Below are 25,568 nucleotides of genomic sequence, written 5' to 3' on the forward strand. Positions count from 1 at the left end.
GATTTAGGGACTCAGAATACTTTTTTCTGAAAATCAAGGCGGCCTTCCCCGGAAAGCCGCGATGAACCTTTTTTTTGGTTCAGGCGGAGCCGGCTTGTCGACGACCCGCCTGCCAGGTGGTGCCCATGGAGGCGGCGATGATGGCGGTTATCCCGAGCCATTGGGACGGGGGCAATTGTTCGCCCAGCCATACCAGTCCCATCAAGGCTCCCATGGCCGGTTCACCGCTGGTGAGAATGCCGTAGCTCTTGAGGGGAAGGCGGCGTAGGGCAAACATCTCGAGAGAGTAGGGGATGGCGCTCGAGAGCAGCCCCACCCCGATGATGGTGAGGATCACGGGGACGGTGAATGACGCCTCGATCGCACCCTCCAGCCCGAAGGGCAATACCAGCAGGGTGCCCACCCACATGCCCAGCGCCGGAGCCTGTGCGCCCAGCAAGGCTCCTGCCCGCTTTCCGGTGAGCATATAGAGCCCCCAGAAGAGGCCAGCCCCGAGAGCCAGTGCTGCACCCAGGGGATCGATGGCCTGCTGTGTTGCCCGCAGGGGCAAGAGCAGCAGCAGCCCGGCGATGGCCAGTATCAGCCAGATGAAGTCTGCCCGGTGGCGTGAGGAGAGCAGGGCCACCGTCAGGGGGCCGATGAACTCGATGGCCAGGGCTACGCCGAGGGGAATGCGTGCGATGGCCAGATAGAAGAGCAGGTTCATGGCCCCAAGCGACAGGCCGTAGGGGATGGCGCCCAGCAGGGTGCGTCGGTCGAGGGGGACACGCCAGATGCGAAACACCAGGGAGAGAAGGAGGGCGGCGCACCCCAGCCGGAACAGGGTCGTGCCTGCGGCTCCGAGCAGGGGAAACAGGGATTTGGCCAGGGAGGCGCCGAGGGTGATCGACAGCATGGCGAGCAGGACGGCCAGAAGAGAGGAGAGGGTATTGGGATTGGGTTGCATGGTATTGATACCGAGCAGGACGATGGGCAGTAAAATATATCTGGAGACTTGGGTAAAACCGGTCTAATACTGGCCTTGTGCGATAATTTTTATCTAATGAACCCCATGACCGACAAATTTGATCTGCTCATCCTCGCCGAGCTGCAACAGGATGCCCGTCTGCCCACGCCGGAGCTGGCCCACAGGGTCGGTCTTTCCGCCCCAGCCTGCTACCGCCGCGTCCGCGCCTTGCGGGAGTCCGGTCTCATCGAGCGGGAAGTGGCGCTGGTGGCACCGTCCACCATGGGCTGGCCCATCACCATGCTGGTGCTGGTGACCCTGGAGCGGGATCATGGCCGCATCGTCGATGAGATGATCGCCAGCCTGCAGCGGGAACCCGAGGTGATGGATCTCTGGTATGTGACGGGGGAGCAGGACTTCGTGCTGCAAGTGGCCGCCAGGGACATGCAAAGTTACGAGCAGTTCACCCGTCGGGTGCTCCATGCCAGGGATCAGGTACGCAGTTTCAAGACTCTGGTGGTCATGGGACAGCACAAGCGTTGCGGCGCCCTGCTGCCCGGGTAAAGAGGGGGTTGCGCCGAAGCCTTGCCGGCATTGCGGGAGCGCCGTCAGGGAAACGAACAGGGGCAGGTACGGCCTGCCCCTTCTGTGTCAGCCAGGTTCTCCGGGCGCCAGCTCCTCTGCCGTCATGGGGCGCAAGACCCGGCAGGGATTGCCGACCGCCACCACGCCTGCCGGAATGTCTCTGGTGACAACGGACCCCGCCCCGATGACGCTGTTGTCCCCTATGGTGACGCCCGGGCAGATGACGACGCTGCCCCCAATCCAGACGTTGTTGCCGATACGCACCGGCTTGCCGAACTCCACCCCCTTGATGCGCGGCGCTACCGCCACCGGGTGGGTAGCGGTGTAGATCTGCACTCCGGGGGCCAGCAGCACGTTGTCGCCTATGTGTACCTCGCACACATCCAGGATGGTGCAGTTGAAATTGGCGTAGAAATTCTCGCCGACAAAGATGTTGGCGCCATAGTCGCAGAAGAAGGGGGGCGTGATGAAACAGCGTTCTGCGCGGCCACCCAGCAGGCGGGTGAGGCGCTCATCCCAGCCAGGGGCATCGGTTCGCTCCCGGTTCAGTTCTCCCAGCAGGGCGCGGCACTGCTCCCGCGCAGCCCGCAGTTCGGGGTCCCCTGCATCATAGGGCGCTCCCGCCACCATCTTTTGCCACTCGGGGCCACGCACGGCGGGCCGCTGCACTGTTGTTGCGTCAGTCATCACTGCTCCATCAGCCAGATCAGGGATTCGTAAGGGCGCAGCTTGCAGGATTGCGGGCGGGCCGGGCTATCCGGGTAGTTGCCAAGCAGCAGTCGCCCCTCCCCGCTTTGCAGCTCGGCAGGCAAGGCAAACTCCACCGGCTCGCCGTAGAAGTTGCTCACCACCAGCAGGGTCTGACCGTGGGCGCGGCGGGCATAGGCCCAGATCTGCGGGTGCCCGGTCAGCAGCTCCTGATAATCCCCCTGAGTGAAGATGGGGTGCGCCTTGCGAAGGGCGATGAGATCCCGATAGTACCAGAACACCGAGTGCTGGTCGGCGAGCGCCGCCTCGGCGTTGATCTCGGGGTAGTTGGCGGCTGGCTTGAGCCAGGGCATCCCGCTGGTGAAACCGGCGTTGGGGGCGGCACTCCACTGCATCGGGGTGCGCGAGTTGTCCCGGGACTTGGCGCCGAGAATGGCGAGGATCTCGGCCTCGCTCATCCCTTCAGCCTGCTTGATGGCGAAGATGTTGCGGCTCTCCACATCCTGATAGTCGTCGATGTGCTGATAGCCGGGGTTGGTCATGCCGATCTCCTCCCCCTGATAGATGTAGGGGGTGCCTTGCAGGCCGTGCAGCGTGCTGGCCAGCATTTTGGCGGCGACCACCCTATGCTCGCCCTCATCGCCGAAACGGGAGACGATGCGCGGCTGATCGTGGTTGCACCAGAAGAGCGCCGACCACCCCTTGCCATGCATACCGCTCTGCCAGTGGTTGAAGATGCGCTTGAGTTCGAGGAAATCGAACGGGGCCTTGGTCCACTTGTCGCCGCCCGGGTAATCCACCTTGAGGTGATGGAAGTTGAACACCATGGAGAGCTCGGAACCATCCAGCGCGCCATAGCGCTGGCAGTGTTCCAGGCTGGTGGAAGACATCTCGCCCACCGTCATGGCCCCCACGGGGGCGAAGACGTCGCGGCTCACATCCTGCAAAAATTCGTGGATGCGCGGCCCGTCGGTGTAGAAGCGGCGGCCATCCCCCACCTCGTCGTCAGGGAACGCCTGATTCTTGGAGATGAGGTTGATAACGTCGAGGCGGAAACCGTCCACCCCCTTCTTGGCCCAGAAGTGGATGATGTTTTTCACCTCGGCACGCACCGCCGGATTTTCCCAGTTGAGATCCGCCTGCTCGCGGGCAAACAGATGCAGGTAGTACTGGCCGGTGGGCTCATCCAGCTCCCAGGCGCTGCCACCAAACTTGGATTGCCAGTTGTTGGGCACGCCGCCATCCACCGGATCGCGCCAGATGTAGTAGTCGCGATAGGGGCTGTTTTTATCCCCCAGCGCCGACTTGAACCAGGCGTGCTCGGTGGAGGTGTGATTCACCACTATGTCCATCACGATGCGGATGCCGCGCGCATGGGCGGCGCCCAGCAGGGCCTCGAAGTCGGTCATGGTGCCGTAGGCGGGATCTATGTTGAGGTAATCGGCGATGTCGTAGCCGTTGTCCACCTGGGGGGAGACGTAGACCGGGGTCAGCCAGAGGGCATCGACGCCGAGGGTCTTGAGGTAGTCGAGGCGGGCCATGATCCCCTTGAGATCACCGGTGCCACGGGCGCCGGAATCCTGAAAGCTCTTGGGGTAGATCTGGTAAATCACGGCGCTTTGCCACCAGGGTGTCTGTGTCATGGTTGGTTCGCTCATTGGTTGAAACCGGATTAGTTGGAACAGGGCAACGATAAAGGGCGGAGCCAGGGCTCCGCCGAGGTTGTGTGGATCAGGCCGTGGCCAGATCCAGCTTGCCGGCAGCCTGCTGGCGCTTGTAGACCAGCAGGGTCAGCAGGGCGGGGACCACGATGGCCACCAGCATGGCGATGGCGTAGATGCCCCAGTATTGCGGCTGGATGGAGAGGATGCCCGGCAGGCCGCCCACCCCGATGCCGTTGGCCATCACCCCGGCGAAGCCGCAGATGAGAGCCGCACAGCTTGAGCCCACCATGGCGCACAGCATGGGGAACTTGTACTTGAGGTTGATGCCGTACATGGCCGGCTCGGTCACCCCGAGATAGGCGGAGATGGCGGCCGGGACCGAGATCTCCCGCTCGTTCTCCTTGCGGCTGATCAGGATGATGCCGACGACCGCAGACGCCTGGGCGATGTTGGAGAGGGCGATCAGCGGCCAGATGGGGGTGCCGCCCATGCTCTGCATCAGTTGCAGGTCCACCGCGTTGGTGGTGTGGTGGATGCCGGTGATGACCAGGGGCGCATAGAGGAAGCCGAACAGGGCGGCGCCGATGGGGGCAAACGAACCCGTCATGGCCGCCTTGGCGGCAAAGCCGACGCCGTCACCAATCCAGCGGCCGAACGGACCGATCAGGGCGTGTGCCACGATCACCGCCAGCAGCAGGGAGATGAAGGGCACAATCACCAGGTAGAGATAGGCCGGGATGATGCGCTTGAGGCTGGTCTCCACCCAGGCGAGGAAGACACCCGCCAGCAGGGCCGGAATGACCTGGGCCTGATACCCCACCTTCTGGATGACGAAGAGGCCGAAGTCCCACACTTCCGGGGTCTGCTGGCCGATGCCATAGGCGTTCATCAGTTGCGGCGACACCAGCGTGATACCCAGCACGATGCCGAGGATCTCGGAGCCGCCCATCTTCTTCACCGCAGACCAGCAGACACCCACCGGCAGGAAGTGGAAGATGGCTTCACCCAGCAGCCAGAGGAAGGCGTGCACCTGGGCCCAGAACTGGCTGATCTCGGTGAGGGTGTGGGTGCCGTCGTCGAACATCTTGATGTCGCCGATGACGTTGCGAAAGCCCAGGATCAAACCACCGGTGATGATGGCGGGCAGCAGGGGGACGAAGATCTCGGCCAGGTGGGAGATGCCGCGCTCCAACGGGTTCATGTTGTGGCGGGCGGCCTGCTTGGCGGCCTCCTTGCTGCCACCGCTCACGCCGATCTCCTGGGTGAGCGCCTTGTACCACTGATCCACCTCGTTGCCGATCACCACCTGGAACTGGCCGCCCTGGGTGAAGCTTCCCTTCACCGAAGGGATGGTCTCGATGGCCTTGGGGTCGGCCTTGGCCGGATCGGCCAGCACGAACCTGAGCCGGGTCAGGCAGTGGCTGACAGTGGTGATGTTCTCTTTGCCGCCGATCCGCTCGATCAGCTGCGCCAGATGCTGTGTGTTGACTTTTGACATGAGCCTTCCCTCTGTGACTCCATGAATAATGGTCGTGTCTTTACCGGCTGGCCAAGGACCGCCCGTTTATTGGTATCGTTCCCAATCAGCATGAAGCCAGTGGTTGGCATCGGCAATGGGAACGTTCCCAATTCGTGGCGCTGGTCACAAAAAGCGCAAAACGCCGGGAATGGAGGAAAAGATAGACTACAGGGGCTGACAGGGGGCGATGGTTGCTCTGGGGGGCTGCCCCTCTTCAATCTGGTCGAGCAGCTGTCTGGCGGCCAGGATGCCGGCGTCCTTGTAGCCGAAATCCAGGCTGAGGGTGTTGGCAAAGAGGAAAGTCAGCATGGGATTGCTGCCAAGGCCGCTCACCAGGATGTCGGTGCGACCCTGCTCCTGCAGGTATTTGGCGGCGCCGATGGCCAGGGTGTCGCTGGCGCAGACCATGGCCTGGGTGGTGGGGGTGAGCAGCTCGGCCGCGAGCCGATAGCCGCTTTGCAGACCGAGATCCCCGAGGGCGCTGCGGGGCGTGCGCCCCTGTTCCCGACAGTAGTCGAGGTAAGCCTGATGCCGACGCAGCCCAGTGGTGAGATCGCTGCGCTCCACCCCGAGATAGGCGACCTCGGTCAGGCCACGCTCCCCGAGGTGGGCGAGCACGGCGCGCACCGCCCCGTCATCGTCGAAGCAGACCGACGAGAAGCCGGGGCGCTCGCGGGCCATCAGCACCAGTTTCTCCCTGAGCGACGCCATGGCGGCATAGTCCAGATCGTTGAAGGCAAACAGGATGATGCCGTCCACCCCGCGCCGCTCCAGCACCGCCAGGTGCTCGCTCACCTTGGCGGGGGAGAACTTGCTCTCCATCAGCACAGCGTCGTAGCCACGCTGGTAGAGGGTCTCCAGCATGCCGCGCACCGCCTGGTTCTCGGAGCTGGAGTCGAGGCGCGACACCACGATGCCGACCACCTGCTGGCTCTGGCTGCGCATGGCCCGCGCCGATTTGCTCGGGACGAAACCGTGCTGGGCGATCACCGATTCGACCCTGGCCCTGGTCTGGGCATTGACCTTGGGATCCTGATTGAGCACCCGGGAGACGGTCGACTTGCCGACCCCGCTGAGGCGAGCGATATCGAGGATGGTCAGTTTCTTTTCCATGGGGGATCCGTGACAGGGGAGGGCGGCAATCGGGATGCAGACATTGTTGTGATTAACTCCTGTGAATACAAGCCCATGGCGTTAGAATGCCCTTTCCCAGGCGACTTTCTTCGCCGTTGCACAGGACGCGCATCATGTATCTGTTGGCAAGTCTGCACTTCTCTCTCTCCATCACGGGCCCCATCTGTCTGGTGCTGGTACTCGGCATCTGGCTCAAGCGGCTGGGTCTCTTGCCCGACAGCTTCGTCGAGTCCGCCTCCCGTCTGGTGTTCCAGGTCACCCTGCCAGCTCTCTTGTTCCTGAGCATGGTGCGTACCGATTTTTCCACCATGCCGAGCCCCTGGCTCATCCTCTATGGCCTGCTCGGTACCCTCGCCGGTTTCCTGGTGCTGGAGGTGCTGGCGGCCCGTTTCATCAGCGAGCAGAAATTGCGGGGCATCTTCGTGCAGGGCAGCTTTCGCGGCAACATGGGGATCATGGGGCTGGCCTATGTGCAAAACGCCTACGGCCCGGAGGGGATAGGGGCCGCCGCCCTGCTGGTGGGCTCCATCACAGTGCTCTACAACGTGCTCGCTGTGATCACCCTGACCCGCAGCCTGGGGGGCGGAAAGGGGCTCGCCCCCATACTCAAGGGGATCGTCAAAAACCCCCTCATCATCGCCATTCTGGCGGCCCTGCCCTTCGGTCTGCTCGGCATCGAACTGCCCCAGCTGGTCATCACCACGGGCAACTATTTCGCCAACATGACCCTGCCGCTGGCCCTGCTGTGCACCGGCGCCAGCCTCAACCTCAAGGCCCTGCGCGGCGGCGCCATGCTGACCGGCTGGGCCATGGTCAACCGGTTGTGCTGCATCCCCGTGCTGCTGGTGCTGGGGGCCTGGGCGCTCGGCTTCAGCCCGCAGGCCCTCGGCATCCTGTTTCTCATCAGCTCAACCCCCACCGCCGCCGCCAGCTATGTGATGACCCGCGCCATGGGCGGTGACAGTGCCCTCGCGGCCAACATCATCGCCACCACCACCCTGGGCTCGCTCGTCACCACCAGCCTGGGGGCCGCCCTGATGAACTACCTGGGACTGATGGGGTGATGGGGCGCCGCCATGATGCACGACCCGGGGTTGACGGGATCGGCATTCACCCTTGACCTTGCCGGAGGCGGCAGCTTTAGGCTGATGTCACATCGACAGAGGAGAGAGCCCATGACCATCGAACTCACCGTTACCGGCATGTCCTGCGGCGGTTGCGCTGCCAGCCTGCAAAAGGCCCTGATGGCTCAGCCGTCAGTTCGCACCGCCACGGTCGACTTTGCCAGCCGCAAGGCCGTCATCGAGAGCGAGCTGAGCAAAGCCGAGTTGATCGCCCTGATCGAGGCGAGAGGCTTTCAGGCAGAGTGAATTATCACTTAATTGGTATAAATCAGACTAATATTCTGTTTACTTCTTTTTATTGGTGGGAATGATCACTTAAATCCCATTTAAAAAGAATAAAAATGCTGCAATTCCCTCATCCAAAAGGATTGCAGCATGACCCTTCCCATTCGCAAGACCCTGATCGCCGCCGTACTCGGCCTGACCTTCTCCCCCATGGCCATGGCGCTGCCCAGCGTGCACATTCTAGCCACCGGCGGCACCATCGCCGGGGCGGGCCAGTCTGCCACACAGTCCAACTACGAGGCCGGCAAGGTGGCCATCGAGACGCTGATCGCCGCCGTGCCCGAGATGAAAAACGTGGCCGACGTGCAGGGTGAGCAGGTGGTCAAGATCGGCTCCCAGGACATGAACGACGAGGTGTGGCTCACGCTCGCCAAGCGGGTCAACGCGCTGCTGGCCAGGGATGACGTGGACGGCATCGTCATCACCCACGGCACCGACACCATGGAGGAGACCGCCTACTTCCTCAATCTGACCGTCAAGAGCGACAAGCCGGTGGTGCTGGTGGGCGCCATGCGCCCCTCCACCGCCATGAGCGCCGACGGCCCCATGAACCTCTACAACGCCGTGGTGACTGCCTCTGACCCCGCCTCCAAGGGGCGTGGCGTCATGGTGGCGATGAACGACACCGTGCTGGATGCCCGCGACGTCACCAAGACCAACACCACAGGAGTGCAGACCTTCGCCTCCCCCAACTTCGGCCCGCTCGGCTACATCCACAACGGCAAGATCGACTACCAGCGCAGCCCGGCCCGCCAGCACACCAGCAAGACCCCGTTCGACGTGAGCAAGCTCGACAAGTTGCCCCAGGTCGGCATCGTCTACAGCTACGCCAACGCCTCGGACCTGCCGGCCAAGGCCCTGGTGGATGCCAAGTTTGACGGCATCGTCAGTGCCGGGGTGGGCAACGGCAACCTCTACCACACCCTGTTCGACACCCTGGCCAAGGCGAGCAAGTACGGCTTCGTCGCCGCCGAGACCCTCAACCCGCAGAAAGCGCGGGTGCTGCTGATGCTCGCCCTGACCCAGAGCAAGGATCCGGCCCAGATCCAGCGCTGGTTCCAGCAGTTCTAAGACCTCGGCTCGGTCTGATTGACACTACCCCGTGAGATGAAGGGCAGGATGGGATCCTGCCCTTTCTTGTTGCGCCAGAGGCAGAGGCCGGCCCTCAGCTCATCATCAGCCAGCCGCAGAAACTCAGGTAAACCAGCCCCACCAGGGCGAGCCTGCCCGCCGTCATCCGCTCCCGACTGAACCCCCTCCACAGCAGCGCGACTGCCAGCAGCGTCACCAGGGAGGAGGCCATCATGGTGCTATCCAGCAGCCAGGGGGTGAACAGCAGGCAGAACGCCTTGGGAATGGTGCCCTGGATCATCATGGCCCCCGAGATATTGGCCAGTGCCAGCCGGTGTTTGCCCTGCCGCACCCAGATGAGCACGTTCATCAGCTCGGGCATTTCGGTGGCCACCGGGCTCAGCAACAGGGCGGCCACTACCGGCGAGAGGCCGAACAGCTCGCCCATGTTCTCCAGCTGGTGAACGAACAGCTGGGCCGCCAGCGCCACCACACCGAGCGCCACCAGGGTTTGCAGCAGCACCTTGCCGAGCGCCGGGATCCTGGCGTGCGGATCCAGCTTGAGGGGGGAGGGCAATTCCGCATCGTGGCTGTCGGTCTGTTTCAGCTCACGTCGCACATAGAGGAGGTACATCAGCACGAACAGGGGGGCCAGCCAGGTTTTACCGGTGAAGGCCACCATGCCAAGCAGCACGGCCAACAGGAAGATGCCGGCAAACCAGGCCTGATCGCGGCCTATCTCCCGCTGCACCTCGCCATTGATGGCTCTGTGCTCCCGGCTCATGCACAGCAGCAGGGTCACGCCGACGGCAGCATAGCCTATGGTAGCCAGCACCAGCGGGCCGCCGAGGGCCGCACCTATGCCTATCAGCTGCTGGGCGGGGGCATCCCCCATCAGCAGCGCGGTCAGGGTGACGATGCATTCGGGCAGGGCCGTGCCGAGGGCAGCCAGCAGAGAACCGGTTGCACTTTGGGACAGTTTGAAATGATGGCCGGTCCATTCGATGCCGTTGACGAAGTATTCGCAGGTCAGATAGATGGTGATGGCAGAGATCAGAAATAACAGCAGGGTGATCAGCATGATGAGTAACCGCCAGGCGAGCAGAACAACCGATGGACCCGATACGGCTCGCCCGGCTGGCGTGCATATCGAGGCCAAAGGTCTTGCAGGACGATAGGTGCTATCGCCGCCCATGCCATGGATCTGTGGATCCAAGAGTGTTGACATGGGCCCTGCCCGGATTTCGGGCGGGTTGCTACTCCCCAGTGACAGTGCGGGCTTTTTACCAAGTGGCTCGGTGAGGGGCAAGGCCAACAGGGGATGATCCGCGCGACAAGTTGTAAAAGGATGTGACAACCCCTCGACTCTCCCGTCCGGGATCCTGATCTTTTTACGGGGATCCTTGTGCTGGCACAGCGATTGCTATGAGTTGGCTACTGTCCACATTGACTTGGGAAGGGTGAACGATGAAACGGTGGATCCAACATTTTTACCAGCTTAATCGCCTCAACTGGCTGATGGTCTGGCTGCTGCTCTGCTGCAGCATCATCCTGCTGTTTCCGGCCGGATTGATGAAAGGCGCCGTGAGCCAGTGGGCCACGGCTCATGCGGCCTGGCTTGGGGTCGGCATGTTGATCGCCATCTCCTATTTCTGCAGTCAGGGCTTCCTGATCGCCTGGGAGTGGGCCTGTGACGAGTGGCAGTCCCGCCGCCAGCAGGATCAACTGGCCCAGATGATTGGCTTCCTCGACTTCAACGAGAAGGCGGTGCTGCGGGAGTTCGTACTGCAACGGAAAAGCGTCATAAACCTGCCGATCACCGAACCCGCCGTCAAAAACCTGATGGATGCCGGCGTGCTCACCTACGCCTACGGCAAGCCGGCGCGAGAGAAGGAGGACGAGAACCAGATCCGTGCCCTGATGATCGCCCTGCCGGCGCGCCCTCTGCTGACCTACAAGGTTCTGGGACTGTCGCGGGGCAAGATGAGCGACGAGCAGGTGGAGCAGATCATGAATGCCAGGCCCAAATTCGCGCAGAAAAGCCTCCAGCGCTGACCTTCTCCCCCCATGAAAGAAAAGAGCCGGACATCTGTTCCGGCTCTTTGCTGTCTGGCGTTGCTTATTCGGTTCTGGCCTTGAGGTAGCCGGCGTAGTCGGGCACCTGGACGCTGAATGCCTGCTGCATGTGCGGGCTGTCCATGATGAAGTCCGCCGTCGCCTCGTTGGTGGCGACCGGGATGTTCCAGACGGCCGCGAGGCGCAGCAGGGCCTTGACGTCAGGATCGTGGGCGGCGGGATTGAGGGGATCCCAGAAGAAGATCATCACGTCTATCTTCCCTTCGGCGATGAGGGCGCCGAGCTGCTGATCCCCTCCCATGGGGCCGGAGAAGAGGCAGGTAATGGGCAGCTGCGCCTTCTTGCCGAGCAGGGTGCCCGTGGTGCCGGTCGCATAGAGATGGTGGAGCTTGAGCTCCTCCTTGCGGCGCAGCACCCAGTTCAGCAGAGGGGCTTTCATGTTGTCGTGAGCCACCAGGGCAACCCGTTTGTGGGGCGCCATCTCGCGTGCAATCAGTTCCATGGAGGTCATCCGTAGCAAAATGATGGGAATGGGGTCGTATCCTAATCGAAAGCGGCGCCTGCCGCTGCCCCATGCATCGTAACTGTGATCCCGGAGGTGGTTCAATCCGGCGCCTGCCATCCTGCCATCCTCTGGCCTGCATTGTCAGCAGCCAGGTTGGCTACCGTATCGTTGGGCAAGATCTCTGCCGCTGTCGCCATGAAAAAACCCGCCTGGGCGGGTTGGGATTGTCTCTTGATGTCATCGCGATTCAGGATGACTCGGCATGGAGCTGGGATTGCTGGTAGTTTTCCAGACCGATACGGGCGATGAGATCGAGCTGGGTTTCCAGCCAGTCCACATGCTCCTCTTCATCTTCCAGGATCTCCTGGAACAGGTCGCGGCTGACGTAGTCCTGCACAGACTCGGCATAGGTGATGGCGACTTTCAGGTCGGGGATGGCGTCCATCTCCAGAGACAAGTCACAGCGCAACATCTCTTCCACCGTCTCACCGATGCGCAGCTTGCCCAGATCCTGCAAGTTGGGCAGCCCTTCCAGAAACAGCACCCGCTTGACCAGCTCGTCGGCATGTTTCATCTCATCGATGGATTCGTGATACTCCTTGTGCCCGAGCCCCTTGAGGCCCCAGTCATCATAGATGCGGGCATGCAGGAAGTATTGGTTGATGGCAACCAGCTCATTGGCCAGCACCTTGTTGAGGTGGGCAATGATTTTGGGATCTCCTTTCATCGACATTACTCCTCGTTTTCGAGCCTAGGCAACGATCACTAGAGCTTAGTCCAGAAACATGACCATAACGTGATGGGTAAAGTCGTCCCCTGGAGGGCAGAAGGAGAGATGAAGACGAGAAGTCGGCGGTTTTACGCCACTTCGTAATAGAGCGGTGCCTGCTCTGACTCCATCTTGTCGATTTCGGTAGCGATGATCTCCATCGCCATGCGCACACATTTACCACATTGAGTACCGACTTCCAGCGACTGTTTCAACTGTCGGAATTCAGTCTTGCCTGCCTGTACCGCCTTGCGGATCTGGTTATCTGTGATGCCGCGGCACAAACACACGTACATAATCTGGACCTCATGCTGGAATGAGATGAAATCTAAATGAGAATGGTTCGTAGTGCAAAGAACGAATGGTAATAAGATCCCGTGCTTGCCAGTGATTCCACCCTTGGGGAGAATGCCTGCATCAGAGAGGATGCGAACATGTTCAAAAAACTATTCAATGCCCTGTTCAAGGGAGAGATCGCCCAGAGCCCCGAGGTTGAGCCCATCGAATACATGGGCTATCTCATCTACCCCGAGCCCATGGCGGAAGGGGGGCAATACAGGCTGGCCGGTCGCATCACCAGGGAGATCGACGGGCAATTACAGACCCATCGCTTCATCCGCTCCGATCTCTTTGCCAACCCGGCGGATGCCGAGCGCTTCATGGTGCAAAAGGCCCATACCTTCATCGACCAGATGGGGGAGCGCATGTTTGAACCCCGCGTGAAGCCAGACGCCAGCCCAGCTCCATGATGTCAGCTGAGCTGCTCGCCTTGCGCCACGCTATCGCTCATGCCGGCGAGCGGCGTCTGATCTGGCTGGAAGGGGAGGAGGATGACTGCATCGTTCGTGCCGAATCCTTGCTGTGGGGAGAGGTGTTCTGGCTGGGGCAGGGTCCTGAGCGTCATGCTCCGCAGCCTGCCGCCAAGGCGCTTCAACGGCTCGGTCAGGAGTGCGACACCTTGGTATTCAATGCCTTCAGCGGTTTTCACCCCGATGCATTCGGTGCCTTGGCGGGGACATTGAGGGCTGGGGGGCTCTTGCTTCTGCTGACCCCGCCGCGGGAGGTATGGCCGACCTACCCAGACCCTGATCGTCAGAGGCTGGTCGCCCAGCCAGAGGAGGCCGATCGTGCCGGGCAGGGTTTCATCTCCCGTCTGGTACGGTTGCTGGCAGAAGATCCGGCGCGAGATCTGACGCCTGCCTCTTGTGATATTACCTGGCAGCCTCTCGACGGGAGCCGACCGCTGAGCGCGGATCAGGCCCGTGCGCTGCCCGCCATCCACAACGTGTTGCACGGCCATCGCCGCCGCCCCCTGGTGCTGAGCGCCGATCGCGGTCGTGGCAAGAGCGCCGTGCTGGGGCTGGCGAGCGCCGACTTGCTGAGTCGGGATCCGGCCTTGGCGATAGCGGTGACGGCCCCTTCCCACGCTACAGTGGCGACACTTTTTGCCCATGCAGAGCGCGCGCTGGGAGAGATGCCTGAGCGGCTGGCCGGTCTGAGCTATGTGTCCCCTGATCGGGTGGCTCAAGGAGATGTGCTGGCGGATCTGTTGCTGGTGGATGAGGCCGCCGCCATCCCGACCCCGCTGCTGGAAGCCATGCTGGCCCGTCACAGTCGCATTGTCTTCGCTACAACGGAGCACGGCTATGAGGGGACGGGGCGCGGCTTTCATCTGCGCTTCAAGAAGGTACTCGATGAGCAAACCCCGGATTGGCAGGAGCTGCACCTGGTGGAGCCCATTCGCTGGAGCCTGAGCGATCCGCTGGAGCCTCTGATCTTCCGGCTCCTTGGTCTGAATACCGACATATCGGCACCTCATCCCCCGACATCACCGACCTGGCGCCTGGTCGGACAAGATGAGCTGGCCCGTGATGACGCGCTGCTCAATCGGGTGTTCGGCCTGCTCGTACTGGCTCACTACCAGACCAGCCCCAGTGATCTGCGGTATTTGCTGGAGGGGCCGGATCTCGACATTCATCTGATGGAGCAGGGACAGGAGTTGCTCGGGGTGGCGCTGGTCGCGCGGGAGGGCAATATCCCCCCTGATCTGGCGCACGCGATCTGGGCCGGACGAAGGCGCCCTCGTGGACATCTGCTGCCCCAGTCGCTGCTGGCCCACGCCGGTTTCGTGACGGCGGGGGAGCGCTCTTATGCCAGGGTGATGCGCATCGCCATCCATCCTGCCCTTCATCGTCTCGGGCTGGGGTCTTGGTTGCTGGACAAGCTGGTATCACATTATCGGGTATTAGGGGTCGATTATCTGGGATCTGCCTTCTCCGCCAGTCCAGATCTGCTGCCATTCTGGCTCAAGGCGGGATTGAAGGTGCTGCGTCTTGGTCTGCAGCGCGATGCGGCCAGCGGCAGTCATGCAGCTTTGCTGCTGATGCCGTTGCAATCGGAATATCACGCCGAGCTGGCGCAATGGCGACAGCGTTTCATGAGCCAGTTGCCGGCCCTGCTGGCGGGTGAACTCAAGAGGCTGGATACCGAACTGGTCTGGCTATCCCTCAGAGGCGGACCTGTCACTCATGTGCCGGATCTGGATGAATTCGAGCATCGGGAACTCGATTGTTTTGCCCACCATCACAAGCCATTCGAATTGTGCCAGGCGACACTGCAACGCTGGCTGCTCCGGCGAGTGATGATGCTGGACGGGTTGAGTCAGGATGAACGACGGTTGCTGATCGCCACCATCTGGCAATATGCGTCCTGGTCCGAGCTGGCTGCCCGACAGGGTGTCGCGGGCAAACCCGCCCTGATAAAAGCATTGCGCTCCCTGCTGGCCAGACTGCTGGCTCAGCAAGCCCCAGCGGGCTGACCCCACCTCTGGCACGGCAGAAAACCACGGAGCCCAGGAGGAACCAATGGCCCCTCCCGGGTTCTGCACATCGATTCGACTCACCATGGCTGAAGCTCTCCCCGTTCAAGGCGCGGCCACCCCGGGACCCGTTTCTCCTTCTTCCCTGCTCGCGTTTTGCCCATTGCCACTGCTCTGATGAGCCTGGTCAGGGCTGTCTGCATTTTGGTTTTTTCTGAATATGGACTAATACTTGAATATGAAATGAATTTTAATAAATGCATTATTTTCAGATGGTTAGCGTTGGGCGTATTGAATGCAGGCCATCTTCTCCAACGTGCACAGGGAGTGCAATGTGAGAAACGATGCAGCTCAGGCAGGTGCCGGAATGATGATGTGGTTCATCAGCAGCAGCGCCTTTGCCAATGAGATCCGGTTCAACATGACGCGTGGGGCGACCGCCATCAGCCAGCAGGTCTATGACCTGCACATGACGATTTTCTATATCTGTTGCGTCATCGGTCTGCTCGTCTTCGGCATCATGTTCTGGTCCATCGTGCACCATCGAAAATCGCGCGGTGCCAAAGCCGCCCAGTTTCACGAAAGCACCCGCATCGAGTTGCTGTGGACGGCCATCCCCGTGTTGATACTGATCGCGATGGCGGCACCGGCAACCTCGACCCTGTTGAAGATGGAGGATACCTCCAAGGCCGATCTCACCGTCCTCGTCACGGGCTCGCAATGGAAATGGCATTACAAATACCTCGAGTATCCGGTGGCGTTTTATTCCCTGCTGGCGACCAGCAAACAGCAGATCTCCGGTGATGCCCCCAAGGGCGGCAATTATCTGCTGGAGGTGGATAACCCTCTGGTATTGCCGGTCGGCAAGAAGATCCGTTTCCTGATGACCTCGGACGATGTCATTCACTCCTGGTGGGTTCCCGCCTTCGCCGTGAAAAAAGATGCCAATCCTGGCTACATCAACGAGTCCTGGACCCGGATCGACAAGCCGGGCACCTATCGTGGGCAGTGCGCCGAGCTGTGCGGGAAAGATCACGGTTTCATGCCCGTGGTTGTGGTGGCCAAATCCGCAGAGGAGTTCGAGAAGTGGATTGCCAGAAAGGGAGACGAGCAGGCAACTGCCAAGGCACAGCAACAGGCGCAGGCAGCGGAGACCATGACGTTGCCACAAGCCATGGCGCAGGGGGAGAAAGTCTATCTGGGGCACTGTGCGGCCTGTCATCAGCCCGCGGGTACCGGATTGCCGGGCATCTTCCCGGCGCTCAATGGCAGCAAGGTGACCACACAGGCGGACCATCGGGCCCAGCATCTGGACATCGTCCTGCATGGCAAGAGCGGCACGGCGATGCAACCTTTTGGCAAACAGTTGACGGCGCAGGAACTGGCCGCCGTCATCACCTATGAGCGCAATGCCTGGGATAACAAGACCGGTGACCTTGTGCAGCCAGCTGAGGTGCAGTCCCTTCTCAACCCGGCCAATCCGGACAAGGACAAGTGAGGCGTCGGCATGAGTGATGGAATCACGGATACCCCGCACAGCGAACATGTCCACCAGCCAGCGGCCGGTCTGAGGCGCTGGCTCTACACCACCAATCACAAGGACATCGGTACCCTGTATCTGTGCTTTGCTCTCACCATGTTCTTTACCGGTGGCGCCATGGCCATGGTGATCCGGGCAGAACTGTTCCAGCCCGGACTGCAACTGGTGGAACCCCTGTTTTTCAACCAGATGACCACGGTACACGGCCTTATCATGGTCTTTGGTGCCGTCATGCCCGCCTTCACCGGCCTCGCCAACTGGCTGATCCCCATCATGATTGGGGCCCCTGACATGGCGTTGCCCCGCATGAACAACTGGAGCTTCTGGATCCTGCCGTTTGCTTTCCTCATCCTCCTGTCGAGCCTGTTTATGGAGGGAGGCGGCCCCAGTTCTGGCTGGACCTTCTATGCCCCCCTGTCCACCCAGTACAGCGGCAACAGCACGGCCCTGTTCGTCTTTGCCATTCACATCATGGGGATCTCCTCCATCATGGGGGCCATCAACGTCATCGTGACCATCTTCAACCTGCGGGCGCCGGGCATGGGTTGGATGCAGATGCCGCTGTTTGTCTGGACCTGGCTCATCACGGCGTTTCTGCTCATCGCTGTCATGCCGGTGCTGGCGGCTGCGGTGACCATGGTGCTGACGGACAAGTATTTCGGGACCAGTTTCTTCGATGCGGCCGGTGGGGGGGATCCTGTCCTGTTTCAGCACATTTTCTGGTTCTTCGGGCACCCGGAAGTCTACATCATGATATTGCCGGCTTTCGGCATCGTCTCCAGCATCATTCCGACCTTCTCCCGCAAGAAGCTGTTCGGTTATCGCTCCATGGTCTATGCCACCAGCAGCATCGCCTTGCTCTCCTTCATGGTCTGGGCGCACCACATGTTCACCACCGGATTGCCCGTGGTGGCGGAGCTGTTCTTCATGTATACCACCATGCTGATCGCTGTGCCGACAGGGGTAAAGGTATTCAACTGGCTTGCCACCATGTGGCGTGGTTCTCTGACATTCGAGACCCCCATGCTGTTTGCCATCGCCTTCATCACCCTGTTCACCATTGGCGGTTTCTCCGGGCTGATGCTGGCCATGACGCCGGCTGATTTTCAGTATCACGACACCTATTTCGTAGTGGCCCATTTCCACTATGTGCTGGTGACCGGTGCCGTCTTCTCGATCCTGGCTGCGGCCTACTACTGGTTGCCGAAATGGACGGGGCACATGTATGACGAGCGGCTCGGCCAATGGCACTTCTGGTGTTCGCTCGTCTCGGTCAATGTGCTGTTTTTCCCCATGCATTTTGTCGGGCTGGCGGGCATGCCTCGCCGCATTCCCGATTACGCCCTGCAATTTGCGGACTTCAACATGCTGATCAGCCTGGGGGGCTTTGCCTTCGGCCTGTCCCAGCTGCTGTTTGTCTGGGGTGTGATCAAATGCATCAGAGGCGGAGCCAAGGCGAGCGATCGGGTATGGGAGGGGGCCGAGGGGCTGGAATGGACGCTCTCTTCTCCCCCTCCCTATCACAGTTTCCAGACTCCACCGGATATCCGGTCGGAAGAGCGTTAGGGAGGTCATATGACCCAGGTCAGTCATGCCCCCTTGCTCAGAAAACTGGCTCTGGTCGTGCTCGTCATGTTTGGTTTTGCCTTTGCGCTGGTGCCGCTTTATGACGTCTTCTGCCGGATCACCGGCCTCAATGGCAAGACGTCTGATCAAGCGGCCAGTACGGAGCGGGCGGTGATCGACAGCAAGCGGAGCATCCAGATCGAGTTTCTTGCTCATGCGGATACCCGGATGCCGTGGGAGTTCAGCGGTGAGACGGCTCGGCTGTCGGTGCGGCCGGGGGAGGTGAAGATGGTCAACTTTCGGGTGTTCAATCCCACGGAGCGGACCATGGTGGGTCAGGCGGTCCCGTCGGTCTCTCCCGGTCCCGCCGCAGCCTATCTGAAGAAAGTGGAGTGTTTCTGTTTCAATCGCCAGGAGCTGAGGGCAGGGCAGAGCAAGCTGATGCCGCTCAAGTTCTATATCGATCCGGCACTACCGGACAGCATCAATACCATCACGCTTTCCTACTCGCTCTATGACATCACGGAGTCCGTACCTGCACCGGCACCGGCACTCGCACAGAGGAAATGACCATGGCCAAGGTGAACCAGACCTATTATGTCCCGGACCAGAGTCGCTGGCCCATCATTGGTGCCATTGCACTGTTTTTCCTGGCGTTGGGGGCGGGGCATCTGGTCAATGAAGTGGCGAGTGGGCAGACCGGTTTCGGCCGGTATCTGATGATGGCCGGTGTCGCGCTGCTGGCATTCATGTTGTTTGGCTGGTTCCGTCACATCATCCGGGAGTCCATGACCGGACTTTACAGCGCCCAGATGGACAGATCCTTCAGGCAGGGCATGGTCTGGTTCATCTTCTCCGAAGTGATGTTCTTTCTGGCTTTTTTCGGAGTGCTGTTCTATGCCCGCCAGCTTGCGGTGCCCTGGCTGGATGGTGCGGGCCACAGGGTGATGACGGGCCAGCTGCTGTGGCCGGATTTCACCGCTCACTGGCCCCTGCTCAAGACGCCCGGCGGGGCCACGACCCAGGCCATGCCCTGGCAGGGGATCCCCCTTATCAATACCTTGATCCTGCTCGGATCCTCCGTGACCCTGCTGTTTGCACACATGAGTCTGGAAAACGGCAGACGGATGCGGCTCAAGGGGATGTTGCTGGCCACCGTGGTGCTCGGGCTGACATTCCTGTGGTTTCAAGGTTATGAGTATCTGCATGCCTATCGGGATCTCGGGCTGCGGCTGGATTCCGGCATCTATGGCAATACCTTCTTCATTCTGACCGGGTTCCATGGACTGCACGTGCTGCTGGGCACCCTTTTCCTGACCATCATCTGGCTGCGCATCATGTTGAGGGATCATTTCACCCCACAGCGTCATTTCGCTTTCCAGGCTGCGGCCTGGTATTGGCACTTCGTCGATGTGGTCTGGCTCTGTCTGTTCGTCTTTGTCTACCTGCTTTGATGCCGTGCTCAGTAGGGGCGCGGGTTGGGGTCCAGCCAGCCCATCGCGAGAGAGAGCAGCAGCATGATGACCACCAGCAGGGAGAAGAAGACGCGCCGGCCCAGAGGTACCGACATCTTTTGCGTATTGCCTGGACTGAGCATCAGCCAGAGGGCGTGAAACAGCTGGCCGATGATGAGCAGCAGCATGAGTACCAGAACGACCTTGATCAACATCTTGGGATCCTCCTCGATATGCGCGATTCGGCTGCACGAGACAAGCGACGACCATGGCATCACAGACGCTGGTTCGTCTTGTTGTTCACTCTGGTGGTGACGGCCGGTTTGTGCAAGCTGGCGTTCTGGCAGTGGCAGCGCGGAATGGAAAAAACGGCCTGGCTGGCGCAGATGGCAAAGATGCAGCAGGCCGGGCCAAGGACATTGGCCCAGACCGACTGGCAACACCCGGAGTCACTGGATGGCCAGCCTCTGCAAGGGAAAGCCGAGTGGGTCAGCCCTTATGTCTGGTTGCTGGACAACCAGATCGTCAACGGGGAGGTTGGCTATGACGTGCTCATCCCGGTACGCGCAGAGGGGGGATCCTCACTGTTGCTGGTCAACCTGGGATGGGTGCCCGCACCATCCGACAGGTCGCAATTGCCCAATCCCGCCATCCCCGCCGCAATGACCCTTGAAGGTGTTCTGCGCATGGCTCCCGGCGGCTTCCTGTTGGGACAGAACATAGAACCAGGCCCCTACCCGAACCGGCTGCAATCCATCAGGGTCGAGACCCTGCGACAGGCAATCGGAGCCCCGCTTGCAGACGCCGTGTTCTATCAAAGACGAACCCCATTCCTCTATCACTACCAGCACAATGTCATGCCTCCTGAAAAACACCGGGCCTATGCGGTGCAATGGCTCGGCTTGGCGCTGGTGGTTCTGTCAGGGGGGGTCATGCTGACAAGGAGGTGCTCCCCATGAGTGGATGGCGACGCTGGCGGGTGCCAGCGCTCTTTGCTGCGGTGATCCTGCTGCCTGTGGTGCTGGCGGCTCTGACTCTTCACCAGGGCTGGTATGAACCCGGCACGCGCAGCAAGGGGCACTGGCTGCACCAGGAGATCTACCTGTTGCAACCGCTTCCTGCCCATCAGCACCAATGGCGACTGGTCTATCTGGTGGCCCCTCGCTGCGAGGGACAATGCCGGCAGGTCCCTGTGCTGATGGCGCGCATCCAGGCCGCACTTGGCCGCAACCTGGACAAGCTGGAGCTGGTCCAGTTGACGCCACCTCACGAGACAAACAGTGAAATGAGGGAGGGGGATATACTGCTGGTGGACGACCGCGGGCTGGTCATCTTGCGTTACGAGGTGCCCGGCAGCACGACGACCTGGCCGTTGCTTGGCAAGGCGGTACTGTCGGATCTGCAGCAACTGCTCAAGTATCAGCGTGGGGTGCAGTGACGATGCAGCCGACATGGGACGCTACAGCACGGTCAACGAGGCGGCATATGAAGATGCACAAGAGGCTGGCCTCCGTGGCCATTGCGCTGGCCGTTCTTGTCATCGCGCTCGGTGCTTATACCCGGTTGACGGATGCCGGGCTGGCCTGCCCCGATTGGCCAGGTTGCTATGGTTCTCTGGCCATTCCCCGCGCCGAGTATGCGGAACTGGCGGCACAGCGCTATCCGGCCAGCCCGCTTGTTCCTCACAAGGCGCGCAGCGAGATGGTGCATCGCTACTTGGCCGGGGTGCTGGGAGGCGTGATTGTGCTCCTGTCCGGCTTGGGCTGGCGTACAGGCGGCCGACTGCGCCACCTCTCGCTCATCTTGCTGGTGCTGGTTGCGGGTCAGGCGGCACTGGGTATGTGGACGGTGACCCTGGCCCTGCATCCCCTGGTGGTGACCACTCATCTGCTGGGCGGCTTCGCCATCCTGACCTTGCTATGGCTCTATCGGGCCGAATTGGCAGGTTTCCCTTCACCCCCGCCCGTACACCAGGGCGTTTCCTGGCTTGGCAGCATGGCCTGTGGCGTGTTGCTGCTGCAGATCGCGCTGGGGGGCTGGACGTCGGCGAACTATGCGGCCATGGCGTGTGTGGAGTTTCCCTTGTGCCAGGGCAACTGGCAGGCAGAGCTGAATTGGGCGCAAGCCTTTCATCTCCCTCTGGGGCACGCCAGCTATGAGTTCGGCGTGCTGGGCAAGGAGGCGCGCCAGACCATTCACATCGCCCATCGCCTGGGAGCGCTGACCACGGCCTTGCTGGTGGGTGCTTTCGCCCTCGCGCTGCTCTGCCAGCGGCCCCCCTTGAGAGGGTTTGGCTGGTTGTTGCTGGGTCTGCTGACCGTGCAGATTGCCTTGGGATTGGCGAACGTCCATCTGGCCCTGCCGCTGGCCAACGCCCTTGCACACAATCTGGTGGCCGCCCACCTGCTGGCCTGTTGTGTGCTGGCGCGCGGGAGCCTCTCTTTGCCTCATCACGACCCCTTGCCATCCCCTGGGATGGTCAGGAGCCGGACATGAATGGGAGAGGGCGGGTACAGCGCTTCGCCCTCCGCCGGGTGCACGATTATTGTCAGTTGACCAAACCAAAGGTGGTCGCCCTGCTGCTCCTGACCGCCTGGGTGGGCATGCTGCTGGCCGAGCCGACACGCGCCTCTCTGGACGAGATGATACTGGGCCTGGCGGGGATTGGGCTGCTCGCTGCCGGGGCGGCGGCCATGAACCATTCTCTGGAGTACGGCATTGATGCCCGGATGCGCAGAACGCGCTGGCGCCCGGTCGCCACGGGACGGATCACGCCGGGGCAGGCGATGAATTTTGCGATCTGTCTGGCACTGTCGGGGTTTGTTTTGCTCCATTGGGGCGTGAATCCCCTGACTGCCTGGCTAACCCTGGCCAGCCTGTTCGGCTATGCGGTCGTCTATACCCTGCTGCTGAAGCGGGCCACATCGCAGAATATCGTCATCGGTGGATTGGCGGGAGCCATGCCACCGCTCTTGGGCTGGACCAGCATCACGGGGCAGCTTTCGGCCGAGCCCTGGCTGCTGGTGATGATCATTTTTACCTGGACGCCGCCCCATTTCTGGTCTTTGGCCATCCACCGGCGCGATGACTATGCCGGTGCCGACATTCCCATGCTGCCGGTCACCCACGGCACCGATTTCACCAAGACCGCCATCCTGCTCTATCTGCTGATCCTGACGCTCGTCTGTCTGCTGCCCTATCTGATCGGCATGTCGGGGCTTGTCTACCTGGTCGGCAGCCTTGGGTTGAACCTCGGATTCTGCTGGCATGGTTGGCTGTTGAAGTACGGGGATCGGCCCGGCCAGGCGATGCGCACCTTCCGTTTCTCCATCTATCACCTGATGCTGCTGTTTGGTCTGCTTATTCTGGATCACCACTGGCTGTGGCGGTTGTCATGATGTTGATGCGGGTCGCGGTCGGGTGAATGATGACGCTGCGTTGGTGCACTGCAGGGATGCACAGACCTGATGCAAAAAAAGATGGCCCCAAGGGGCCATCTTTTTTTCAGGGAGACGGAGTGGAGCCTAGAGCTTGACCATGATATGGCGCGGTACCGTGTAGTCCTCCAGCGCGTAGAGGGAGAGATCCTTGCCGTAGCCGGACATCTTCATGCCGCCGTGGGGCATCTCGGAGGTGAGCATGAAGTGGGTGTTGATCCAGGTGCAGCCGTACTGCAGGTGGCTGGCCACCTTGCTGGCAAGGCCCAGATCCCGGGTCCAGACCGAGCTGGCGAGGCCGTAGTCCGAGTCGTTGGCCCACTGCACCACCTGCTCGGCGTCGCCAAAGCGGGTCACCGACACCACCGGGCCGAATACCTCCCGGCGCACGATTTCATCCTCCTGGCGGGCATGGGCGATCAGGGTCGGCTCGAAGAAGAAGCCGTTGCCTGGGCGGATCTTGCCCCCCGCCGTCACCTCCACGTGACCGCTGCTCTGGGCCCGTTCCACGAAGCTGGCCACCCGGTTGCGCAGCCGGTCCGAGATGAGCGGCCCCATCTCCACCCCCTCCTCGCGCGGACCGCCCACCTTGATGGAGGCGACCGCCTCAGTCATGGCGGCGACGAACTTGTCGTAGATCTTGCCCTGGGCATAGATGCGGCAAGCGGCTGTGCAATCCTGGCCGGCGTTGTAGAAGCCGAAGGTGCGAATGCCGGCCACCACGGCCTCCAGGTCCGCATCGTCAAAGATGATGACCGGCGCCTTGCCGCCAAGCTCCAGATGGGTGCGCTTCATGGTGCGGGCGGCGCTCTGCAGGATCTTCTGGCCAGTGGCGATGTCACCGGTGAGCGACACCATGCGCACCAGCGGGTGCTCCACCAGCGGTGCCCCCACGCTCTCGCCCCGGCCGCAGACGATGTTGATGACGCCGCGCGGGAACAGCTCGCTGGCGAGCTCCGCCAGGCGCAGGGCGGTGAGCGGGGTCTGCTCGGAGGGCTTGAGCACCACCGTATTGCCGGCGGCGAGCACTGGGGCCATCTTCCAAGCCGCCATCATCAGCGGATAGTTCCAGGGGGCGATACTGCCCACCACCCCGATGGGGTCGCGGCGGATCATGCTGGTGTGCCCCTCGATGTACTCCCCCGCCAGTGGCCCCTGCAGGCAGCGGGCGGCGCCGGCGAAGAAACGGAAGCAGTCCACCACTGCGGGCAGCTCGTCATTGAGCACCGCCAGATAGGGCTTGCCGCAGTTGAGGGATTCGAGCGCTGCAAACTCCTCGGCGTGGCGTTCGATGGCATCGGCCAGGCGCAGCAGCAGGGTGCTGCGTTGGGCCGGGGTGGTGCGGCTCCACTGGGCGAAGGCGCGTTGGGCGCCGTTCACCGCCCGGTTCACCTGTTCGAACGAGGCTTCGGGCACCGAGGCGAGCAGCTCGCCGGTGGCCGGGTTGAGGATGGGCTCGGCCTGGCCGTCACCGGTGACGAACTGACCGTCGATCAAGAGTTGGGTAGAGAGTTTCATGGTTGCATCCTTGCGCACGCGTTGAGTCGTTATTTGCCACTGCCGGCGACGTCCTGGCCGTCGCGGGTGAGGTAGTAGGCAAGCAGAATGGGAATGGTGGTGAAGGCCACTATGATGAGCGCCACCACGTTAGTGACCGGCCTGTCCCGTGGCCGGATCAGCTCCTGATACATCCAGATCGGCAGCGTGGTCTGCTGGCCAGCGGTGAAGGTGGTGACGATCACCTCGTCAAAGCTGAGGGCAAACGCCAGCATGCCCCCCGCCAGCAGCGCCGTGGCGAGGTTGGGCAGGATCACGTAGCGCAGGGTCTGGAAGCCGTCGGCACCGAGATCCATCGACGCCTCGATGAGGCTCTGGTTGGTGCGGCGAAAGCGCGCCAGGGCATTGTTGTAGACCACCACCACGCAGAAGGTGGCGTGACCTATGACGATGGTCCAGAAGCTGAAGGGGATCTCCATCACCCCGTAGGCGGAGCGCAGCGCGATACCGGTGACGATGCCAGGCAGGGCGATGGGCAGCACCAGCAACAGCGACACCACCTCCTGACCGAAGAAGCGGCTGCGGGCGATGGCCCCCGCCGCCAGGGTGCCGAGCACCATGGCGGCCAGCGTCGCCAGCCCCGCTACCTCCAGCGACAGCTGGATGGCGCGCCACACGTCGGGGCGGTTGAGGGTCACCTCGAACCACTTGAGGGTGAGCCCGGGCGGCGGGAACTGGTAGCTCTTGCTCTCGCTGGTGAAGGCATAGAGGAAGATGAACAGGATCGGAAAGTGCAGGAACAGGAGACCGCCGATGGCCGCGTACTTGAGCAGGCCGGAGGGCTGGCTGCTATGGTCCCGCTTCATGGAA

The 25,568-nt window shown here is 61.7% G+C and carries 27 protein-coding genes and 1 riboswitch; of the genes, 15 read left to right on the forward strand and 12 right to left on the reverse strand.

Translation table 11 applies throughout. The features are described from left to right. Window positions 1-79: 79 nt before the first annotated feature. Window positions 80-946, reverse strand: a complete 867-nt coding sequence (locus OKC30_RS07275) for an EamA family transporter (RefSeq protein ID WP_160837515.1) — start codon at window positions 944-946, stop codon at window positions 80-82. Window positions 947-1,051: 105 nt separating this feature from the next. On the opposite strand from OKC30_RS07275, the gene OKC30_RS07280 reads away from it, so the two are divergent. Next, on the forward strand, window positions 1,052-1,510 hold the full coding sequence (locus OKC30_RS07280; protein WP_039039724.1) for an Lrp/AsnC family transcriptional regulator: 459 nt from the start codon (window positions 1,052-1,054) through the stop codon (window positions 1,508-1,510). A gap of 87 nt (window positions 1,511-1,597) precedes the next feature. On the opposite strand, the gene OKC30_RS07285 is transcribed toward OKC30_RS07280, so the two are convergent. The 4 genes from OKC30_RS07285 to treR all read right to left on the reverse strand — a co-directional run bounded on the left by OKC30_RS07285 (window position 1,598) and on the right by treR (window position 6,535). Next, window positions 1,598-2,218 carry a sugar O-acetyltransferase gene (locus OKC30_RS07285; RefSeq protein ID WP_029314833.1) on the reverse strand — a complete coding sequence of 207 codons (621 nt, stop codon included), beginning with the start codon at window positions 2,216-2,218 and terminating at the stop codon, window positions 1,598-1,600. After that, window positions 2,218-3,882: an alpha,alpha-phosphotrehalase gene (treC, locus tag OKC30_RS07290; protein WP_160837513.1), complete on the reverse strand. Its 1,665-nt coding sequence runs from the start codon at window positions 3,880-3,882 to the stop codon at window positions 2,218-2,220. Before treC ends, OKC30_RS07285 begins: the two co-directional genes overlap by 1 nt. An 88-nt stretch (window positions 3,883-3,970) precedes the next feature. Then, window positions 3,971-5,401, reverse strand: coding sequence for a PTS trehalose transporter subunit IIBC (treB, locus tag OKC30_RS07295; protein ID WP_039039721.1), 1,431 nt, complete (start codon window positions 5,399-5,401; stop codon window positions 3,971-3,973). A gap of 186 nt (window positions 5,402-5,587) precedes the next feature. Then, entirely contained in the window at window positions 5,588-6,535 is a 948-nt protein-coding gene (treR, locus tag OKC30_RS07300; protein ID WP_160837511.1) for a trehalose operon repressor TreR, read from the reverse strand. Between the two features lie 134 nt (window positions 6,536-6,669). Here treR and OKC30_RS07305 point away from each other — a divergent pair, with 134 nt between their 5' ends. From OKC30_RS07305 to ansB, 3 genes are all read left to right on the forward strand, one after another. Continuing rightward, complete coding sequence (locus OKC30_RS07305; protein ID WP_160837509.1) at window positions 6,670-7,620, forward strand: AEC family transporter; 951 nt, start codon at window positions 6,670-6,672, stop codon at window positions 7,618-7,620. A gap of 111 nt (window positions 7,621-7,731) precedes the next feature. Next, window positions 7,732-7,926: a heavy-metal-associated domain-containing protein gene (locus OKC30_RS07310; RefSeq protein ID WP_160837507.1), complete on the forward strand. Its 195-nt coding sequence runs from the start codon at window positions 7,732-7,734 to the stop codon at window positions 7,924-7,926. Window positions 7,927-8,055: 129 nt separating this feature from the next. Then, complete coding sequence (gene ansB / locus OKC30_RS07315; RefSeq protein ID WP_160836688.1) at window positions 8,056-9,036, forward strand: L-asparaginase 2; 981 nt, start codon at window positions 8,056-8,058, stop codon at window positions 9,034-9,036. Window positions 9,037-9,130: 94 nt separating this feature from the next. On the opposite strand, the gene OKC30_RS07320 is transcribed toward ansB, so the two are convergent. Continuing rightward, window positions 9,131-10,117: a sodium:calcium antiporter gene (locus OKC30_RS07320; RefSeq protein WP_160836686.1), complete on the reverse strand. Its 987-nt coding sequence runs from the start codon at window positions 10,115-10,117 to the stop codon at window positions 9,131-9,133. Between the two features lie 88 nt (window positions 10,118-10,205). After that, a riboswitch (yybP-ykoY riboswitch) is annotated at window positions 10,206-10,313 on the reverse strand. 190 nt (window positions 10,314-10,503) lie between these two features. On the opposite strand from OKC30_RS07320, the gene OKC30_RS07325 reads away from it, so the two are divergent. Further along, complete coding sequence (locus OKC30_RS07325) at window positions 10,504-11,091, forward strand: superinfection exclusion B family protein (protein WP_041213974.1); 588 nt, start codon at window positions 10,504-10,506, stop codon at window positions 11,089-11,091. A gap of 64 nt (window positions 11,092-11,155) precedes the next feature. Here OKC30_RS07325 and OKC30_RS07330 read toward each other — a convergent pair whose 3' ends face one another. From OKC30_RS07330 to OKC30_RS07340, 3 genes are all read right to left on the reverse strand, one after another. Further along, the gene (locus OKC30_RS07330) at window positions 11,156-11,614 is read right to left on the reverse strand and encodes a methylglyoxal synthase (protein WP_041211864.1); all 459 of its coding nucleotides are present in this window, start codon (window positions 11,612-11,614) and stop codon (window positions 11,156-11,158) included. A 250-nt stretch (window positions 11,615-11,864) separates the two neighbouring features. Next, the gene (gene bfr / locus OKC30_RS07335) at window positions 11,865-12,344 is read right to left on the reverse strand and encodes a bacterioferritin (protein WP_010675778.1); all 480 of its coding nucleotides are present in this window, start codon (window positions 12,342-12,344) and stop codon (window positions 11,865-11,867) included. A gap of 131 nt (window positions 12,345-12,475) precedes the next feature. Then, on the reverse strand, window positions 12,476-12,682 hold the full coding sequence (locus tag OKC30_RS07340; RefSeq protein WP_039039715.1) for a bacterioferritin-associated ferredoxin: 207 nt from the start codon (window positions 12,680-12,682) through the stop codon (window positions 12,476-12,478). A gap of 138 nt (window positions 12,683-12,820) precedes the next feature. Between OKC30_RS07340 and OKC30_RS07345 the strand changes: the two genes are divergently transcribed. The 6 genes from OKC30_RS07345 to OKC30_RS07370 all read left to right on the forward strand — a co-directional run bounded on the left by OKC30_RS07345 (window position 12,821) and on the right by OKC30_RS07370 (window position 19,764). Continuing rightward, window positions 12,821-13,135 carry an HlyU family transcriptional regulator gene (locus OKC30_RS07345; RefSeq protein WP_041211748.1) on the forward strand — a complete coding sequence of 105 codons (315 nt, stop codon included), beginning with the start codon at window positions 12,821-12,823 and terminating at the stop codon, window positions 13,133-13,135. Next, window positions 13,132-15,204, forward strand: coding sequence for a tRNA(Met) cytidine acetyltransferase TmcA (locus tag OKC30_RS07350; RefSeq protein WP_160836684.1), 2,073 nt, complete (start codon window positions 13,132-13,134; stop codon window positions 15,202-15,204). The genes OKC30_RS07345 and OKC30_RS07350 overlap by 4 nt, the downstream gene beginning before the upstream one ends. Before the next feature lie 367 nt (window positions 15,205-15,571). Further along, entirely contained in the window at window positions 15,572-16,702 is a 1,131-nt protein-coding gene (gene coxB / locus OKC30_RS07355; RefSeq protein WP_223931077.1) for a cytochrome c oxidase subunit II, read from the forward strand. Between the two features lie 9 nt (window positions 16,703-16,711). Continuing rightward, the gene (ctaD, locus tag OKC30_RS07360; protein ID WP_069784288.1) at window positions 16,712-18,310 is read left to right on the forward strand and encodes a cytochrome c oxidase subunit I; all 1,599 of its coding nucleotides are present in this window, start codon (window positions 16,712-16,714) and stop codon (window positions 18,308-18,310) included. 9 nt (window positions 18,311-18,319) lie between these two features. Next, entirely contained in the window at window positions 18,320-18,880 is a 561-nt protein-coding gene (locus OKC30_RS07365) for a cytochrome c oxidase assembly protein (RefSeq protein ID WP_109111755.1), read from the forward strand. A 2-nt stretch (window positions 18,881-18,882) separates the two neighbouring features. Further along, entirely contained in the window at window positions 18,883-19,764 is an 882-nt protein-coding gene (locus OKC30_RS07370; RefSeq protein ID WP_042864889.1) for a cytochrome c oxidase subunit 3, read from the forward strand. Between the two features lie 8 nt (window positions 19,765-19,772). On the opposite strand, the gene OKC30_RS07375 is transcribed toward OKC30_RS07370, so the two are convergent. Beyond that, window positions 19,773-19,979, reverse strand: coding sequence for a DUF2909 family protein (locus tag OKC30_RS07375; protein ID WP_109111756.1), 207 nt, complete (start codon window positions 19,977-19,979; stop codon window positions 19,773-19,775). 18 nt (window positions 19,980-19,997) lie between these two features. On the opposite strand from OKC30_RS07375, the gene OKC30_RS07380 reads away from it, so the two are divergent. Genes OKC30_RS07380 through cyoE form a run of 4 tightly spaced genes read left to right on the forward strand, consistent with a single transcriptional unit; the run spans window position 19,998 to window position 23,162 of the window. Beyond that, entirely contained in the window at window positions 19,998-20,723 is a 726-nt protein-coding gene (locus OKC30_RS07380) for an SURF1 family protein (RefSeq protein WP_234888556.1), read from the forward strand. Continuing rightward, a complete protein-coding gene (locus tag OKC30_RS07385) occupies window positions 20,720-21,202 on the forward strand; it encodes a hypothetical protein (protein ID WP_134996931.1) in 483 nt (160 codons plus the stop codon). The genes OKC30_RS07380 and OKC30_RS07385 overlap by 4 nt, the downstream gene beginning before the upstream one ends. 47 nt (window positions 21,203-21,249) lie before the next feature. Further along, window positions 21,250-22,260: a COX15/CtaA family protein gene (locus tag OKC30_RS07390; RefSeq protein WP_160836682.1), complete on the forward strand. Its 1,011-nt coding sequence runs from the start codon at window positions 21,250-21,252 to the stop codon at window positions 22,258-22,260. Continuing rightward, window positions 22,257-23,162 (forward strand): heme o synthase, encoded by a 906-nt coding sequence (gene cyoE, locus OKC30_RS07395; protein WP_160836680.1) that lies wholly within the window; start codon window positions 22,257-22,259, stop codon window positions 23,160-23,162. Before OKC30_RS07390 ends, cyoE begins: the two co-directional genes overlap by 4 nt. Window positions 23,163-23,288: 126 nt before the next feature. Here cyoE and OKC30_RS07400 read toward each other — a convergent pair whose 3' ends face one another. Continuing rightward, complete coding sequence (locus OKC30_RS07400) at window positions 23,289-24,719, reverse strand: gamma-aminobutyraldehyde dehydrogenase (RefSeq protein ID WP_270662579.1); 1,431 nt, start codon at window positions 24,717-24,719, stop codon at window positions 23,289-23,291. 29 nt (window positions 24,720-24,748) lie between these two features. Continuing rightward, the gene (locus OKC30_RS07405; RefSeq protein WP_010675764.1) at window positions 24,749-25,564 is read right to left on the reverse strand and encodes an ABC transporter permease; all 816 of its coding nucleotides are present in this window, start codon (window positions 25,562-25,564) and stop codon (window positions 24,749-24,751) included. Window positions 25,565-25,568 lie beyond the last annotated feature (4 nt).

This window comes from Aeromonas sp. QDB18 (assembly GCF_027705325.1).
Lineage (GTDB): Bacteria > Pseudomonadota > Gammaproteobacteria > Enterobacterales > Aeromonadaceae > Aeromonas > Aeromonas caviae.